The organism is Nostoc sp., from assembly GCF_036917155.1.
GTDB lineage: Bacteria > Cyanobacteriota > Cyanobacteriia > Cyanobacteriales > Nostocaceae > Nostoc.
Genome location: NZ_JBALDZ010000203.1, coordinates 1 through 17,102 on the forward strand (window position 1 = coordinate 1; position 17,102 = coordinate 17,102).

Below are 17,102 nucleotides of genomic sequence, written 5' to 3' on the forward strand. Positions count from 1 at the left end.
AGTTAGGAGTTAGGAGTTAGGAGTTAGGAGTTAGGAGTTAGGAGTTTGGAGTTTGGAGTTTGGAGTTTGGAGTTTGGAGTTTGGAGTTTGGAGTTAGGAGTTAGGAGTTAGGAGTTTGGAGTTTGGAGTTAGGAGTTAGGAGTTAGGAGTTTGGAGTTTGGAGTTTGGAGTTAGGAGTTAGGAGTTAGGAGTTAGGAGTTAGGAGTTTGGAGTTTGGAGTTAGGAGTTTGGAGTTTGGAGTTTGGAGTTAGGAGTTAGGAGTTTGGAGTTTGGAGTTTGGAGTTTGGAGTTTGGAGTTTGGAGTTTGGAGTTTGGAGTTTGGAGTTTGGAGTTTGGAGTTTGGAGTTATGAATTTCTAACTCTTAGCCTTTAACTATTAACTTTTAACTCCTCACTCCTAACTTTTAACTCCTCACTCCTAACTTTTAACTCCTCACTCCTAACTTTTAACTCCTCACTCCTAACTTTTAACTCCTCACTCCTAACTTTAATCTTGAACATACTCTTGCCCTGTAACTAAAGCTACCTCAGCCCGGACAAATTCTCGACCCAAATAAGCTGCATGATTTAATTGAGTTACAGGAGGGGGCTGAGTTTCTTCAAAAATCTTGACGCAGAGTTCTTTTGCCGTCCTCGCGTTAAAGACTGTGGTATGAGTTCGTTCTACCTTTTCTCGCGCGGGAATTACCTTTCCCGTTTCGGGATCGACAGCTAAACCGCGATCGTCAATTACATTTGTAAAATGCTTGGCATAAATTAACCCTGCATCTCGATCCAAGTAAATAATAAAATATCCACCAGGATCGAGGTCAATATGACGCTGGGAAAGTTTATCATCAATTGCGGCTAAATCTTCAACTATTAAATCCATAAGCATTATAAAAAGAAATTTTCTTTCTTCAAGGTTTTTATACTCTATATCAAGTGTAATTCGTCGTTTACTCTCTAGCTTGAAAGTGCTGAGTGCTGTACATGGATAGCGGGGCGTTTAGCCCGTGCTGAGTAAAAATACCAGTCCCCAGTCCCCAGTTCCCAGTTATTCTTTCATTCAAGGCTTTTGAAACTTGTTTCATCAGGACTGCCTTGGCAAACTTTTAAGAATCTCGGTTACTAAATGGCAACTCTGCATTAATTGCCTCAATCTGCTTCTGTTCGAGTTGATTCACTTCCTTAATATAGGGAAGTAAAATTTGTCCTAAACGATTATTGTAAAATCGGTGCAAACTGTGATTGGGCATGGCAGGGAAACCACGGCGTTTTTTATGTCGTCCACCCGCGCCAGGGTCAAAAATTTGGATGCCGTTAGCGATCGCCCACTCAATTGGCGCATAATAACAAACATCAAAATGTAAGCAATCTATTTCTTGAAAACTTCCCCAATAGCGTCCATAAAGTTTGTCATCTTTAAACAAACAAAAAGACATTCCTAAAGGATGAGAGTTATCTGCCTCGCTATATGCAGCAACAAACAAGACTCGATGGCGATAATCTGAGTGTAGCTGCTCAAAAAACCGCTGTGTGAGATACTTACTACCCCACCAACCAAACTTATCACAGGTGTCAGCATAGAAACGGTGCATCAAGGGAAACAAAGACTGAGGAATTTCATCACCAGTCAGTGGTTGTAATCGTAACCCTGCTTTCTCTACAGCTTTACGTTCCCGCTTGATATTGCGGCGCTGATTGGCGTTAAACACCTTCAAATAGTCATCAAAAGTTTTAAAGCCTGCATTTTCCCAGATGTAACTGTGGTGTAGCCAAGTTGTAAAACCATGCCGTTCCAGGATCGGACGCCATTGGGGATCGACGTAGAGAAAATGACACCCAGAAATTCCATTTTTAGCACAAAAAGTGTCAATTTCATGCACCATTATCGCTGTAATTTCATCCTCATCTTCTCCTGGGGCGATTAAAAATCGATAGCCAACAGCCGGAGTAAATGGTGTCATTCCCAGCAATTTTGGGTAATACTGGACTCCGATGCGATCGGCTAACTCTGCCCATTGGTGATCGAAAATAAACTCACCAGAACTATGTCCTTTGAGATAAAGTGGCGCAGCAGCAATCAGCGTTCGATCTCGCCACAATGTCAAGTGATTCGGCAACCAACCAGTTTTAGCCGTAGCACTTTGAGAGGTTTCGATATTGTTCAGCCACTCCCATTCTAAAAATGGCGTTTTGAGTGGCATTGCCAAAGCATTCCAGGCATTTTGGGGTACTTCAGCGATTTTGTTCGTCCAAACGACAGAATAGCGGGGTTTAGATTGTTCCACTTTTTAGGGGAGTAGGGAGAAATCAATTCAAAATTCAAAATTCAAAATTGTTCGCGCAGCGTCTCGTAGAGAAGAAAAAGACTGAGGGGACAAGGAAAATAACCATGACCAATGCCCCATAACTTAACTTAGCTTGACACTCCCCGCGATAAATCGACGGGGATTCTTAGTTCATCGACGTGCCTTAAAATTGTCTATCCTTGCGGCAGTATTTAAACCTCACACCCGTTCAATAGAACAAAGTGCCGAGTCTAATTTAAACAACCCCAGTGGGCTTCATCTCCCTAAGCGTTAGAGAATCGCTTCTCTAGTTCCCGTATGCCCTACGGTACTTTTTCCAATCAATAAATAGTGTTGTTTACTGGTCTGGATGCGCGTTGGCATCCTAGCTTTTATTTATCGTGGTTTTCTCGCTACCCACTATCCATTATTTTTTCCTAGCCAGTCGTTTTGGGGTTGGTTATCCATTTGTGCTAGCGGTTATTCTACCTGTGGCATAATTAAATTGTACCCTCAAACGTTCGTATATGTCCAGGGAAAAATCAATTAAAGTTAGACTATCTGAATATGAGCTTCAGCAGTTGAGACAAGAAGCCGAAAAACAAGGAGTAGGAATGTCTGATGTTCTTAGAAAGTGTATAGCTCAATTCTCAAAGCCGTCCTAGAGCGCCAGTCCACTAATATATATTGACAAAAACTCAAATATGTGGATTAAGACAAAACGCCCATTTAAGGTGAAACATTTGGGTCTGTTTTTTAGCGACAGCATAAAAACGGAACACTAAAATTCACGATTTTAACAACATACATATCTTGTATTTTAGGTCAAGTACTTCTACTGGACTGGCGCTCTAGAAGGATGGGGCTTTAAACCCATTAATTCCGGTAATCTAATCTGCGGGTCGTTGCAGGCGATAGTGCAAAAACACTTCTTGCTCAACTGTATTCACTTCTAGAAGTTGCAACTTGGGAGCTAAATTGGGTAAAAATCCTTTCCCTTCTACAGGTGTGGGTGCGGTATTACCACCTAAAATCAGCGGACAAACAGTCAACCATAATTCATCAATTAAGTCTAATTCCACCAAGGAAGCGACTAATTTACCTCCACCTAAGACCACCAAGCGTGTTATATGTAGAGTGGCTAGATGCTTCAAAGCTGCGGGCATATCAATTTCTCGCGTTGGTGTTTCAAAAACCAGAATTTGCTCAAATTCTGAAGGACACTCCTCTACTTCATTTCCCAGAGTTGAGGAAAGCGTCTGTAAACCTCCTTTCCATGAAACCTCTCCTGCTGTTGTCGTGAGTAGCCAACGTCTAACTGGTTGCTGAAAAAAGTGAATTTCCGGATTAAGGTTTGCAGAACGTGTAGTCACTATATGAACTGGCTGCGGAGGCTTCCCTTCTTGGGCCCGAAGTTGCACTAGAGTTGGATCTGATACTGTAAGTGTTGTTCCATAAGCGCCCAGAGTACCAGCACCGAATAGAACGGCATCAGAAGCAGCGATTTGTTTTTCTAAGTGTGCTTTATCAACCCTTGAGCCAAATCGAGCAGGCGATCGCTTAAAATCTGCTATCTTACCATCTACACTCATTGCTAAAACAACTGTAGTATGAGGACGATGTTGCAACATTAACTTGATTTGATAGTTTTAATATTTTCTTTAGTCGTGTATAAATTCTCAAAAAAGCTATGCCTGCAAGCTACTGTTTTACAATTTCACCACTGTATTTATATGCAGCACAAATCACTTTTACATCTAGCATATACAAGTTTTGGTATCCCACGTTTCTTTTTGGATTATAACAATTTGTTATTTTTAAACATTGAAAATAAAATTCTGATAATTTAATAAAATGTCTCATCTAGCTGGTCTAATTACATATCTTTGCTGTTGTGGTTTGCAGATGCAAAGTGAGACACTCGATGACTAATTCCCGCCAATCTTCCTTTCGCCGAATTTTAGTAACGAGAATATTGCTGCTGTTCGTTCCAGTTTTACTTGTAGGCGAGATTGTTGCCTTAAATAAGGCACGTTCTAGCATATTGGGAACTGCGCGTCAAAATTTAACCGAAAGCGCCATCAGTAAAGGTGAGAGAATTGGAGATGCGATCGCAATCTTAAAAGCTAATTTACTGAGTGTAAGTAAAACGACAGTTATTTCGTCGGGTTTGCCGATACAAGAACAAGAAATTCTCACGCAGTTAAGGCAACAACTTCCAGCCAGTATTGAATGCATCCAATTAACGAATCTGTTAAACCAGAAAATAATTGCTAGTAGCTGTGGAGATCAAGCTATTGGAGAATTGATATTACCTTTGCCAAGTGACGGAATTGATGTCAAATCAGTCTTGCCACCAAAGGCAGGAATGACTGGAAAAAGAAACACACAAAATCAACTGCAAGTAGTTTTATCTGCACTAGTTTCCGATAGCCCAAGAAATTTACTTTACAGCTTAAGTATTCAGTCTGCTTTGTACCAGCAAACCAAAAATCCACCTGGATCGCTCACAGGTGCTATGGTAGTGATTGCTGAAGATGGCACAATTTTGGCACACCCGTTCACAGACTGGGTGGGAACTAATATCAATCAGCACCCTTATGCTGCCCAACTCAAAAGCATAATTAAAAATGCGATCGCTGGGCGAAATGATTCGATAAATTTGTCTTTTACAGATGGCAAAGAATTAGTAGCTGGCTATACAGCTATTGCAAATCCACTTAGTCAACAGCAGCAGGAAAAATGGATAGTATTAGCTGTTACGAGTGTTGAGAATGCACTTTTTGGTTTAGAAGAAATCAAACTAATTCTCATCGTTTTGACCGTTGGTTTGATTGGTGCAAGCTTGTTAGCATCCCTATATTTAGCTCCTTACTTGGCACGTCCTGTAGAAGAATTGCGAGATTACGCTCTCAATATTCACTCTCACCACGCTGCACAACCAGTGCCGCATAATTTTCAAATCCGGGAATTCAATCAACTGGCCCAAGCCTTAGACCAAATGGTAGAACGGCTCAAAGCTGGGTCAGAAGAACTAGAAATAGCTTGGAAAGAAGCAAAAACCGCTAACCAAATTAAAAGCCAGTTTTTGGCTACGACTTCTCATGAATTGAGAAACCCATTAAATATTATTATTAACTGTATTCGCTTGGTTGAAGATGGCTTATGTGATGACCGAGAAGAAGAAATGGAGTTTCTCAAACGTGCAGATGAAACAACGATTCATTTGCTAGGTATTATTAATGATTTACTCGACATTTCTAAAATCGAAGCAGGTAAGCTTTCAGTCGTCTCTACACCCCTTGACCTCCGACAAATATTGTTAGAGGTGATTAATTTACAATCAGTAAATGTTCAGCAAAAGGGCTTGCAATTGAAATGTGAGTTAGATTCCCAAGTGATACCAATAAAGGCAGATGCGCCAAAACTAAAGCAAGTGCTGATTAATGTTATCGGTAATGCTACTAAGTTCACCGACACAGGGAGTATCACCATTACTACAGAAATTCAACATAGTAGTGGTCAATCTCAGGTGGTAGTCGCTGTCAAAGATACAGGTATAGGTATCGATCCAACTCAACAGCATAAACTATTTCGTCCCTTTGTGATGGTGAATGGCACAACCACGCGTCAGTTTGAAGGCACTGGATTGGGACTAGCAATTTCACGAAACTTAATCGAACTTATGGGAGGCAGTATTACTCTTGAGAGTGAAGGACTTCATCAAGGTACAACACTGAAAATTACCTTACCTTTGATTGATATCTCACTGTTAGCGGCTCTTAACAAAGAAGGAAATGTAGAGGATTTGGGATTCTCCTCTGGGAATGACGGGGCAAAAGCAAGCCGCTATCCTAGCCCACAGGATGGGGGAAGTCCCTCTTTGGGGATCAATAAGCCTATGAAAATAGAGCTAGACAAAGAGATGTTACCAAAGTCCCTGGTACTAATTGGTAATGAGACTTGCGAGATTCGTCTTTCACCGCTGCAAACTATCCTGGTAAGTCTTCCAAAAAGGGGAGTTTGTGTAAATGGGACTTCTGAAAGGTAAAACTTTGGATAAGTTTTACTTAACGGAAAATTACAGTTGAGAGTAGTTGTTAAGAAAAACAGGTTGGCCGCCTTGCTCAAGAGATACTGTTAGAGCCGCAAGAATTTCTACTAACTCAGTGCCTACCCAACCAGATGAAACTTCTGAGGCAGTATTGTTGAGGATAGAGACAACAAAGGATGAGCAAACCTTCTGTAATGGTTCCCCTGGTTCTAATTCCAGCACTATCTGCCTTTGATTCACAGGAATAAAATGATTGCCCTGCTGTTCAAACTCTCCATGTAGCAGGGTTAGAGGTGACGATCGCGACATCTCATCAAAAATCAAGCTGCCAAGGCTCCCTACAATCCCCAGCCGTCGCTGCTTATCAGGATTCAGCCAGCACAAGTGAATATAAGCTTGAAAGCCATCTGGGTATGTCAGTGTTAGCCATACTAGATCGGCCAAACCTTGAGGCAGAGGAGAATTTGTATCTTTCTTCCCCTCTGCTTCCCTGCTCCCCTGCTCCCCTGCTCCCTGTAGCCACACCGTACCCGTTGCTTGTACTTTCACAGGGATTTGACCCAACCAAGCGTTAAAGATAGCAATATCATGAATAGCTAAGTCCCATAAAGCATCAACATCTTGCCGGACAGGCCCTAAATGGGTGCGGGTAGCGTAACCATAGCGTAAATCACCTAATTTACCCGCCTGTACTACAGTTTTCCCTTGCTCAACTGCCGGGTGAAATAAATAAGTGTGGTCAACCATGAGTATTAAATGATGCTGCTCTGCTAACTGACAAAGTTCTCGACATTCTGCGGGGTCGAGAGTTAGGGGTTTTTCAGCTAAAACATGGTATCCGTTCTGGAGAGCATCTTTAATCAAAGCATAGTGGGTGGTAGCTGGAGTTGCGATCGCCACTCCTGTCAACTCTGGCACTTTTTTTAAGTCTTGCCACTGAGTTGTTAATAATACATTTTTGTCTAAATTAAACTGCTGCTTTACCGCCGCTAATCTTTCTGGATGGGGATCCACTACAGCAACTACATTTACTTGGGGATGTGTTAAGAAATTCCGCAGCAGATGCACTCCCCAACGCCCAACTCCGATGACAGCAATTTTAATTTGATTTGTCATTAGTTATTTGTCATTAGTCATTAGTCATTTGTATACAACCGACTACTGTTCTGTCTCATTAATTTTTATAAGTTACGTTTAATGTGAATTAAGTCTTGAAACCCTTGTAATTTCGTAGGTAGTCCCAAAACAATGATTTTGGGCGAATCTAGAAACCTTTGTGAGATAAGAGGCATTTATAATTTACATCAAGCGTAAGTTTGTAGTAAGCACTGAAGTGCTTAAAAATCCAGGACTAAAGTCCTGACTACGAACTTATTCACCCCTCGTAAATAATGGGACAGACCACTAGGACAAATGACCGAATGGCACTAAGAAAAGGGAAAATCGTTGAGGCAGCAGGGGTGCTCTTGTGCGGAGGAGCAGGGGAGAAAGGAGAAATTTTAGGCATACGAACGGATATTTAGAAATTCCCCTCTGCCCCCCTGCACCTCTGCCCCTCTGCAATCCTTACGCCGCCTACCCTTCAGCTTAACTTAGTGCCATTCGACAAATGACCACTGACAGATCCCTGGCTGGTTCTAAAATGAAATTGGACTTCATCGCTGACACGCCCTAGCTTATGCAAGACTTTAGACAAGAAATAAATGCCAGAGCTTCTATAGATTTGGAACAGCGAAGGACTTGGTATTCTCCCGTTGCTGATGTTTATTACAATGCAAGAGCGCCCTATCCAAAGGAACTAATCGATCGGTCTGTCGCTTTAGCCCAACTTTCTTCAGATGCATCAATTCTTGAGGTTGGTTGTGGTCCAGGAAATGCGACGGTGGCTTTTGCTCAATTTGGTTTTTCAATGACGTGTATTGAGCCAAACCAGGATTTTTGTCATTTGGCACAACACAACTGCGATCGATATCCAAAAGTTACAATTTGCAATACTTCATTTGAGGAGTGGGAACTAGAAGCAAAACAGTTCAATGCCGTTCTATTTGCTAATGCCTTTCACTGGATACCGCCAGAGATTAAATATACCAAGGCAGCATCGGCAATGTGTGATAATGGTTTTCTTATCCTGCTATGGAATCTGACCCCAGAACCGAAATACGAAGTTTACCAAGCGATCGAGGAAGTGTATCAAGCTTATGCTCCCTCATTTGCCCGATATGAAGGTGCGGAAGTTCAAGCAGAGATTTTGAGGGGGTTTGGACAAGAGATTTTAGACTCCAATTGTTTTAAAGAGTTGGTTGTCGAGCAAACTGCGTGTGAAGTCACCTATAGCATTGATGACTACCTCAAGCTTTTGAGTACCTTTCGGAGACTAGAGCCACAAGCCAAAGAGTTACTATTTGCAGGATTGCGCCAGAAGCTAGAAAAATTTGGAGATAGCGTACAACTCTCGTTTCTTTCTGCTGTTCATGTTGCCCGCACTTCAATACTGCTCGGTTAAGAAAAAATTGGGGGTTATATAAACACGAGAACCTATATTTGGAAGTTAATGCCCACAAAAACTGACGACGTACTCGCAAGAGCCGAGTTGTTGCAACAAGCGATCGCTACTTTACAACTTCAAGTTCAACAAATTAAGGCATACGGGGAAGTCGCACCGCCTGGATGCTGTGTTTTGCGCTACCAAGCACGAGGTAAGAAGGGAACTTACTGGTACTACAAACTACACGCTCAAGAGCCGATTTTTCCAACTCTTGATCCAAACAAATTAACTAAATACAAGCATTTGGGCAAAGCTGGAAGTCCCGAACACGTTAATGCTGTTATGCAAGTCCAGAGAAGAGTTCAACTCGACTCCCTGGTTTCGACTATTGATTCTCTTAGACAAAATTGGGTGGATTTATACGATAGTCTCGAAAAGAAAAAGTAAATATTGTTCTCGATATTATAACGCGAACACATTTTTCCTTATTTTACCCCTATTTTTCCTTAACCGAGCAGTATTGGCCCGCACTTCCCCCGTGAGAGGTTAAGAGAATTGCACAAGCCATATTTTTGGTTCAGGGGTTTTGCGGATTAGAAATTGCTAAAAAGGCTACCTTGGCTGCGGCTTGTTCAGCAGTTTTAATCGAGCGTCCCTTACCTTGTCCAAGCATTTTTCCGTGCAGCCACACTTCAGCCATAAAACGTTCTTGATTGCGGTGCGGTTGACTGACTTCCACAACCCGATATTCTGGTAAAACTTTAAATTGCGCCTGAGTCCATTCTTGGAGAGCAGCTTTGTAATTAAGTCTGGCAGGATCGAGGCGAATTTCTGTTGCTAGTTGGTGGAAGTGGGGATCTAGCCAAGAGCGAATCAATTCCAAATTTTGAGTACTTAAGTAAAGCGCACCCAGAACTGCTTCAAAAGCATCTGCTAGTCGTGACTCTAGACCAACTTTATCAGCAGTAGCACTACCAGCGACTAGTAAGTATAACTCCAAACCATAAACTCTGGCCAATTGGGCAAGGATGCGATCGCTCACCAACACCGAACGAATTGCCGCAAAATCCCCTACTGGACAATCGGGATAATTTTCCCATAACACAACAGCTGACACCAGCCGCACCACGGCATCGCCAACAAACTCCAGCTGTTCGTAATTTGCCGACTCAGAAACAGTGGGATGAGTGAGAGCTAAATCCAGTAGTTCCCACTTTATAGGTGCTTCTAGCGATAAACCTAATTTTTGGACTAAACTTTCGAGTTGCCGTTGACGGCGTGGATAGGCAAGGGGCATTACATGACAAGGGGAAGGGGGCAGGGGCTAGTAAGTCAAAAGCTAAAAGTAAAAAGTAAAAAGAAAAGAATTAAGACTTCATCAGTTTTCTTTTGCCCTTTAACTTTTGACTTTTAACTTCATCTTGGGAGCAGGGGAGGCAGGGGAAGGAAGGTAACTAGCTATCTATATTTATATTCCTAAATCTCTTGGACTATTACTCTAACAACTTTTTGCTACTTCTCTCTATCTAGCTTCTCTTGGATAGCTTGACGGCAAAATTCAGGAGGATCTTCTTTAGCTTTTACTTCTTCCTTCATTTCCTTGGTGACACGCACAGGAGCATCGACTCTAATTAACAGAGAGGTGCGTGGGATAATACCCACCATCGACTCTACCAAAAGCTTGAGAGCGTTACGCGATTTATGTCTGATACAGTATGGCATCCAAGCAATAGGGAATCCTGCTGATAAGGCATCATACATTTCAAGCTTGTGAGAAATGCGGGTAGAGTATCCAGCATGGTACAGTCAAGAGAAACTGTTTGGACTCTATCGAGTTAAATGGCATCTGGATACAGCATTAGAGATATTGGGAATGCTTTAAATGATGAATTAGGGACTGACAAATAAAAAAATAATCAATCGCTTTGGGGAGACTTGGGAGAGATATTGCTACCTTGTCCCCCTTGTCCCCCTGCTCCCAATACTGTTCGGTTAAGGCAAGAGACGCGATAAATCGCCGTCTCTACAATAATCAGTTCTTCGTCTTGACGGTGATTTATCGCGTCTTTGTGATCTAGAATTTTCATCAAAAAACCTTAACCGAACCGTATTGCCCCTGCTCCTATTGGATGCAAAAATTGAGTAATTTAATTTTGGATGTCCCTTAGCGATCGCACAAAACCCGTACAAAAAATAATAGAGTACAAACCGTGAAAGGTTCATACTCCATTAAAGGGGAGAGAGCAGGACATAAGCCGGGTTCTGTTCTCTTGCGAGGGCAGTTATCTATCTGGGACGTTTGTTACCAAACGCCTCAAGCGGCTCTCATTGAGCGGAACTGGTAAAAGACCAACCATAGTCCCTATCGCCTTGCTCCCAACCGGGGTTTACCGAGCCAGCACCTCTCGATACTGCTGGTGCGCTCTTACTGCACCTTTGCACCCTTACCAAATTTAGTTAGGAGTTATGAGTGATGAGTTAAAAGTTAATAATTCCTAACTCCTAACTTCTAACTCCTAACTGTTTTGGCGGTATCTTTCTGTGGCACTATCCTCACGATCGCTCGCACTGGACGTTATCCAGCAAGTTTGGTCTTTCGGGAGTCCGGACTTTCCTCAAACCAGTGACTAAGACTGATCTGCAACTGCCTGCGCCTACTCTCTCCTTAGATCCAGTGTAATCTTGGACGGCATAGTGTGTCTGGTTACTATTGCTTTTTTTTATTCCAAGGTAGAGCGTAAGTCCAAGGTAGCTTCCTGACTGTGAAAGGACAATTGATAATACTAATGGGAGGAAAATCACGACCTGGGGCTAGACCTAAACGCACTTCAGATATCCTCAGCACCAGTTGCAGAGAAAAGTCTAACTCCTTTCTTCTATTAATAAAGTCGTTGTATAACTTTTTTTGCCCTTTTTGTAGCCCATTGATATCAATTAATGGTTTTTTTGCTGAATAGGTTCCAGCTTCTTTATCGCGCTCGAAAACATCTTCTGCTGTCACAGTTTCCGAAAGTGTTTTCTTGGGAGCAATTAGGCTTGGACTTTGGGGTACAGCTAAGTCGCGGGTTAAGTCTGGTGATTTCCGAATCACACGGCGCGATTGCTTACTATGTTCAACTACTAAAGAACTGTTATCCCAGTCAACGTATACGGCAACATTATCAGATTTATTTTCAATGCTAATTCCTAAATCTTTCAAATCGTCAATTGGATATGAGGCTTTGAGTTTAAAGGAAATTCCAATTTTATCGTCGAGATTTTGTTCTTTGAGTTGCTCATCAACGGTTCCTTTCTTAAACTCAAACTTAATTTGGTCATCGATGGATTCAACCATGCGGTTAAAAACATAGGAGACACCGATAATATAAATCGTCAAAACTACTAAATTCTGGTCGCTACTCCTCATAACTCAAAAATCTTAACTCCCGGTGCTAATGAATATATATTTAGACTTATTGCTCATCTGCAATTTTTAATTGCGCTTGGCTACTACAGAATTTTGTAGCCAACCTCGCCGCCAAAAAAAGAATAGCAAACCAAGTGCGATCGCTAACATTACTGCCCAGCAAAGTGGATAACCCCAATACCAATTCAACTCAGGCATATTATATGGCGATTTTTCGGTATTGAAATTCATCCCATATATTCCAGCGACAAAAGTCAATGGAATAAAAACTGTTGAAACTACCGTTAGTACCTTCATGATTTCATTCATTTTGTTGCTTACTGCTGAAAGGTACACATCCATTAATCCAGATGCTAGTTCTCGGTAAGTTTCCACCATATCCATTACTTGTACTGTATGGTCATAACAATCTCGTAGGTAGATTTGCACTTCTTCACCAATCAAATCACTGCCATCTCGAATTAAGGCATTAATTGCATCCCGCTGGGGCCAGATAGCACGACGTAGTTGTAGTAATTCCCGCCTAATTTGATAAATATCTTGTAGTGTTTGTGGGGTAGGTCTGACTATTACCTCCTCTTCTAATTCTTCGATTCGCTCACCATAAAGCTCTAGCACTGGGAAAAAGCCATCAATAATTGCATCTAACAGGGCGTAAGCTAAATAATCCGCTCCCTGTTTACGGATGATACCTTTGTTTTTTTCAATTCGCGATCGCACGCCTTCAAAGCAATCATGTTCTGGTTCTTCTTGTACTGTCAACAAATAATTTTTTCCTAATATCAAACTCACTTGCTCGCTGTAAAAACCACATGTTCTTTCCTTTGCTACTACCATGCGGGCAATGAATAGTAATTGGTCTTCATAATCCTCTGTTTTGGGACGCTCCGGTACATTGACTACATCTTCTAAAACTAGAGGATGTAACTCAAAAACATTACCTAATCGTTGTAATATGTCCTGACTACCTAAACCTTGTACATCTACCCAAGAAATCGATTCCATCTCCAGATAGGAGACACACTCCTCTGGGGTTGCTATTTGTTCGCGAGTGAAATTGGTTTGGTTATAGTCAATCAAGAAAATGATCGGTAGCGGAGCGTCTGCATCAATAATTATGGTTCCTGGTAAAGTACCTGGTTGGTGACGGAACTCATCTTCATATCGCTTAGTAGCTATTTTAGGAAGGCGACGCAGTTTTCGTACCATGCAATATTACCTACATTGGGCATGGGGCATTGGGAATTGGGCATTGGGCATTGGTAAAAACAACTGGACTGTGATCCGAGAGACGTTTTGATTGATTTCAGCTTTTACTATTAATATTACAAAAATTAATACAAAGACTGTAATTTTTAGATTCAGGAATTATTGAGGTTTGGTAATTTAGAAATCGGCATTTTTTTAGTGGTCAGTTGTACTCACGACTAATTACTGATAACTATGATGATTATTTTTATTTATGCCCAGCTACTTCCCAGCAATACAGATAACATATTGCTTCTAAATCAGCAATGCTATAAAAAACAGTTTGCCTTGGCAAGACAAACTGCTAAAAAAATATTTATCTGGGTGAGCAGAAGTTAGAACATGCCCATGCCACCCATGCCACCCATGCCACCCATGCCACCCATACCACCCATACCACCCATATCAGGGGCAGGAGCAGCGGATTTCTTCTCTGGCTTTTCAACAACGATCGCTTCGGTGGTTAAGACCAAACCAGCAATGGAACCAGCGTTTTGCAAAGCTGAACGCACGACTTTGGCAGGGTCAATAATACCAGCAGCAATCAAGTCTTCAAATTCGCCAGTAGCGGCGTTGTAGCCAATGTTGAAGTCGCTATCCCGGACTTTCGAGACGATCACAGAACCTTCAGCACCAGCGTTGTCTGCGATTTGGCGCAAGGGGGCTTCTAGCGCTCGTTCGACAATATCAGCCCCAATTCTTTCTTCGTCATTTTGTAAGGTCTTTTTAATCGCTTCTACCACCTTAGCTAAGTGAATTAAGGTTGTCCCACCACCAGGAACAATACCTTCTTCCACAGCGGCTTTAGTAGCGTTGAGCGCGTCTTCAATCCGCAGCTTACGGTCTTTGAGTTCGGTTTCGGTTGCTGCACCCACTTTAATCACTGCCACGCCGCCAGCAAGCTTGGCGATGCGTTCTTGGAGTTTTTCTTGATCGTACTCAGAATCAGTTTCTTCCAACTGTCTGCGAATTTGACCAATCCGCTTTTGTACTTCTGGCTTGGTGACACTACCAGCGACAATTGTGGTGCTTTCTTTGTCAATGGTGATTTTGCGCGCAGTTCCCAGTGCTTCTAGAGCAGCGGTGTCCAAACTTAAGCCAATTTCTTCCGAAATTAACTGTCCATCGGTGAGAATCGCAATATCTTCTAACAAAGCTTTGCGGCGATCGCCAAATCCAGGTGCTTTAATGGCAGCCACGGCTAGTACACCCCGCGCTTTATTCACCACCAGAGTTGCCAAAGCATCACCTTCGACATCTTCAGCGATAATTAGCAAAGGCTGACCAGAACGCGCGACTTTTTCTAAAATCGGTACTAAATCTTGGATGCTACTGATTTTTTTATCTGTCACTAAAATCCGGGCATTTTCAAATTCGACGATTTGCCGCTCGTTGTTGGTGACGAAGTAGGGAGAAATATAACCCCTGTCAATCTGCATCCCCTCAACTACTTCTAGTTCGGTGGTTAGGGATTTGGATTCTTCAACGGTAATTACACCATCTTTGGTGACTTTTTCCATTGCTTGGGCTAGCATATTGCCAACTTCTTCATCGTTACCAGCAGAGACAGTAGCAACTTGAGCGATCGCACTTCCTTCTACTGGCTTGGCTATTTTGGCAATTTCTAGTACCAGTGCCTCAATAGTTTTGTCGATCCCGCGTCTCAAGCTAACAGGGTTACTACCAGCCGCGACGTTCTTCAAACCTTCTCTAATCAAGGCTTGTGCTAAAACTGTGGCGGTGGTTGTACCATCCCCAGCAACATCTTTGGTTTTTGAGGCCACTTCTTGGATGAGTCTTGCACCAGTATTTTCCAAAGGATCTTCTAATTCAATTTCCTTGGCAACAGTGATACCATCGTTGACAATTTGAGGTGCGCCAAATTTTTTCTCTAAAAGGACATTGCGACCTTTAGGCCCTAAGGTGATTTTTACGGCATCGGCAAGGGCATTAACACCCCTTTCTAGAGCTCGCCGAGATTCCTCGTCAAATGCAATAATTTTCGCCATGTTTCATTTCTCCAGCGCTTCCATTAGACAATTTAGCACTCACAGCGCCAGAGTGCTAATCTCTCAAGCGGCTCAAGTTACAAATGGAAATAAAAAAAATTGATTAATATACAGGTGATGCTCATATTAGATACTGGCAGTAATGCTTGAATTGGGAGATGAATCTAGAGAACTCCCTTAAATCCCTTGGTATTGCCGACCCTGGCGGCACCGGCTGGTTGGCAGTAGTATTTACGTTCCTTTTAGCTTGCCTTGTAACTTGGCGTTTAATTCCGACAGTACGCAAATTCGCCTTGCGGGTAGGTTGGGCTGACCAACCCAACGCCCGGCGACTCAACCGAGAACCTTTACCCAATGCCGGGGGGCTGGCTATCTACGCGGGTGTGATTGCCGCGCTGGTATTAGCTAGCCTTTTACGACCAATCGAACTCCAAAACGTATTGGCTCAAGTGCTAACTATTCTGTTGGGGGGTTCAATATTAGTTCTTGTAGGCTTTATTGACGATCAGTTCGGTTTACCGCCCTCTGTGCGATTGTGGGCGCAAATTATCACGGCACTATTATTAGTAGCTAATGGCATCAGTGTCAAAGTCCTTTTTGGCACTCCCATCGACTCGTTCCTATCCATATTGCTCACAGTACTATGGGTAGTAGGGATTACCAATGCCATCAACTTGATGGATGGTATGGATGGTTTGGCAGGAGGAATCAGCTTTATTACTGCCATGAGTTTGTTGGCAGTTGCAGCCCAATTTAACAATCGTGCAGCGGCAATTTTGGTACTTGCAGCCTTGGGAGGTGCTGCACTGGGCTTTTTGCGCCATAACTTCCATCCGTCACGAATTATTATGGGTGATGCCGGAGCATACTTTTTTGGCTATGTGCTGGCAGCAACGAGTATTTTAGGTAAACTGCAACAAAACACAGTTTATGCCTTAATTCCTACGGTTTTATTTTTGTTGTTACCGGTGCTAGATACAACTCAAGTATTTGTGCGGCGGCTACTAGCAGGAAATAACCCTCTGAGTACTCCTGGCAAAGACCACCTGCACCACCGCTTACTTGCTTGGGGACTATCCCAGCGCCATGCTGCGTTTACCCTTTGGTCTATTACCTTAGTTTTCAACTTGCTGGCGATGAAAATACAAGGTATGAGTTTGACTGTAATGGTGGCTACCGCCAGTAGCATTATTATTCTTTTGGGTTTTACTGTTTGGCAAAGGATACGCCAACAGCCTTAGTTGCTTGTAGGGTGGGCATTACAATGCTAGCCCTACTATGTGACTGATAGGCAATTTGTGTTTTATGCTTCTTCAGTACTTGTTATGCAAATTAGCTTACCTTCATCATCATAGAAGTCGCCTTCATCGGCTATCTTCCCCTCCTCAGCCAAAAGTTCAGTAGCTTTCTGGTAATCTTCCATAGCTCCTTGCCTATCTCCTAAATGAGAATGAGCATTCCCTCGATTATTGTAGATTTCAGCATCTCTAGGACTGATCTGCAAAGCTTGGTCAAAATCCGTAATCGCTCCCTCATCAGATTACTCGCCCCGTGGAAACCCCTACATTCATGTATGGGGGTAAGGGGTAGGTGAATTTATTCACCGTCAAAATTGTTTCAAAATTCA

General features: G+C 42.5%; 17 protein-coding genes and 1 other RNA gene. 5 read left to right on the plus strand and 13 right to left on the minus strand.

Going from position 1 to position 17,102, the window contains the following annotated elements; translation table 11 throughout:
- Positions 1 to 487: 487 nt before the first annotated feature.
- The 3 genes from V7K67_RS26055 to V7K67_RS26065 all read right to left on the minus strand — a co-directional run bounded on the left by V7K67_RS26055 (position 488) and on the right by V7K67_RS26065 (position 2,273).
- Positions 488 to 871, minus strand: a complete 384-nt coding sequence (locus V7K67_RS26055; protein WP_335168994.1) for a DUF4346 domain-containing protein — start codon at positions 869 to 871, stop codon at positions 488 to 490.
- Positions 872 to 938: 67 nt separating this feature from the next.
- On the minus strand, positions 939 to 1,073 hold the full coding sequence (locus V7K67_RS26060) for a hypothetical protein (RefSeq protein WP_334730357.1): 135 nt from the start codon (positions 1,071 to 1,073) through the stop codon (positions 939 to 941).
- Between the two features lie 21 nt (positions 1,074 to 1,094).
- Positions 1,095 to 2,273: a GNAT family N-acetyltransferase gene (locus V7K67_RS26065; RefSeq protein WP_334730356.1), complete on the minus strand. Its 1,179-nt coding sequence runs from the start codon at positions 2,271 to 2,273 to the stop codon at positions 1,095 to 1,097.
- 527 nt (positions 2,274 to 2,800) lie between these two features.
- On the opposite strand from V7K67_RS26065, the gene V7K67_RS34580 reads away from it, so the two are divergent.
- Positions 2,801 to 2,938 (plus strand): plasmid mobilization protein, encoded by a 138-nt coding sequence (locus V7K67_RS34580; protein WP_375494277.1) that lies wholly within the window; start codon positions 2,801 to 2,803, stop codon positions 2,936 to 2,938.
- Positions 2,939 to 3,163: 225 nt separating this feature from the next.
- On the opposite strand, the gene V7K67_RS26070 is transcribed toward V7K67_RS34580, so the two are convergent.
- Positions 3,164 to 3,904, minus strand: a complete 741-nt coding sequence (locus V7K67_RS26070) for a RibD family protein (protein WP_334730355.1) — start codon at positions 3,902 to 3,904, stop codon at positions 3,164 to 3,166.
- A 293-nt stretch (positions 3,905 to 4,197) separates the two neighbouring features.
- Between V7K67_RS26070 and V7K67_RS26075 the strand changes: the two genes are divergently transcribed.
- Positions 4,198 to 6,324, plus strand: a complete 2,127-nt coding sequence (locus tag V7K67_RS26075) for an ATP-binding protein (RefSeq protein ID WP_334730354.1) — start codon at positions 4,198 to 4,200, stop codon at positions 6,322 to 6,324.
- 30 nt (positions 6,325 to 6,354) lie between these two features.
- Here V7K67_RS26075 and V7K67_RS26080 read toward each other — a convergent pair whose 3' ends face one another.
- Positions 6,355 to 7,443 carry a Gfo/Idh/MocA family protein gene (locus tag V7K67_RS26080; RefSeq protein WP_334730353.1) on the minus strand — a complete coding sequence of 363 codons (1,089 nt, stop codon included), beginning with the start codon at positions 7,441 to 7,443 and terminating at the stop codon, positions 6,355 to 6,357.
- Between the two features lie 562 nt (positions 7,444 to 8,005).
- On the opposite strand from V7K67_RS26080, the gene V7K67_RS26085 reads away from it, so the two are divergent.
- Both V7K67_RS26085 and V7K67_RS26090 read left to right on the plus strand, forming a co-directional pair.
- Positions 8,006 to 8,830 (plus strand): class I SAM-dependent methyltransferase, encoded by an 825-nt coding sequence (locus V7K67_RS26085; RefSeq protein WP_334730352.1) that lies wholly within the window; start codon positions 8,006 to 8,008, stop codon positions 8,828 to 8,830.
- Positions 8,831 to 8,878: 48 nt separating this feature from the next.
- On the plus strand, positions 8,879 to 9,259 hold the full coding sequence (locus tag V7K67_RS26090) for a hypothetical protein (protein WP_334730351.1): 381 nt from the start codon (positions 8,879 to 8,881) through the stop codon (positions 9,257 to 9,259).
- Between the two features lie 130 nt (positions 9,260 to 9,389).
- Here the strand turns inward: V7K67_RS26090 and rnc are convergent, their stop codons facing one another.
- From rnc to groL, 7 genes are all read right to left on the minus strand, one after another.
- On the minus strand, positions 9,390 to 10,109 hold the full coding sequence (gene rnc, locus V7K67_RS26095; protein ID WP_334711565.1) for a ribonuclease III: 720 nt from the start codon (positions 10,107 to 10,109) through the stop codon (positions 9,390 to 9,392).
- A gap of 215 nt (positions 10,110 to 10,324) precedes the next feature.
- Positions 10,325 to 10,573 carry a hypothetical protein gene (locus V7K67_RS26100; RefSeq protein ID WP_334730350.1) on the minus strand — a complete coding sequence of 83 codons (249 nt, stop codon included), beginning with the start codon at positions 10,571 to 10,573 and terminating at the stop codon, positions 10,325 to 10,327.
- 155 nt (positions 10,574 to 10,728) lie between these two features.
- Positions 10,729 to 10,899 (minus strand): hypothetical protein, encoded by a 171-nt coding sequence (locus tag V7K67_RS26105; RefSeq protein WP_334730349.1) that lies wholly within the window; start codon positions 10,897 to 10,899, stop codon positions 10,729 to 10,731.
- Between the two features lie 149 nt (positions 10,900 to 11,048).
- Positions 11,049 to 11,473, minus strand: an RNA gene (gene rnpB, locus V7K67_RS26110) — RNase P RNA component class A.
- Positions 11,474 to 11,519: 46 nt separating this feature from the next.
- The gene (locus V7K67_RS26115) at positions 11,520 to 12,218 is read right to left on the minus strand and encodes a hypothetical protein (RefSeq protein ID WP_334711568.1); all 699 of its coding nucleotides are present in this window, start codon (positions 12,216 to 12,218) and stop codon (positions 11,520 to 11,522) included.
- A gap of 66 nt (positions 12,219 to 12,284) precedes the next feature.
- Complete coding sequence (gene corA, locus V7K67_RS26120) at positions 12,285 to 13,427, minus strand: magnesium/cobalt transporter CorA (protein WP_334730348.1); 1,143 nt, start codon at positions 13,425 to 13,427, stop codon at positions 12,285 to 12,287.
- Between the two features lie 374 nt (positions 13,428 to 13,801).
- Entirely contained in the window at positions 13,802 to 15,475 is a 1,674-nt protein-coding gene (gene groL / locus V7K67_RS26125; RefSeq protein WP_334711570.1) for a chaperonin GroEL, read from the minus strand.
- 158 nt (positions 15,476 to 15,633) lie between these two features.
- Here groL and V7K67_RS26130 point away from each other — a divergent pair, with 158 nt between their 5' ends.
- A complete protein-coding gene (locus V7K67_RS26130; RefSeq protein WP_334730347.1) occupies positions 15,634 to 16,716 on the plus strand; it encodes an MraY family glycosyltransferase in 1,083 nt (360 codons plus the stop codon).
- Between the two features lie 62 nt (positions 16,717 to 16,778).
- Here the strand turns inward: V7K67_RS26130 and V7K67_RS26135 are convergent, their stop codons facing one another.
- On the minus strand, positions 16,779 to 17,000 hold the full coding sequence (locus tag V7K67_RS26135; protein WP_334730361.1) for a tetratricopeptide repeat protein: 222 nt from the start codon (positions 16,998 to 17,000) through the stop codon (positions 16,779 to 16,781).
- Positions 17,001 to 17,102: the final 102 nt, after the last annotated feature.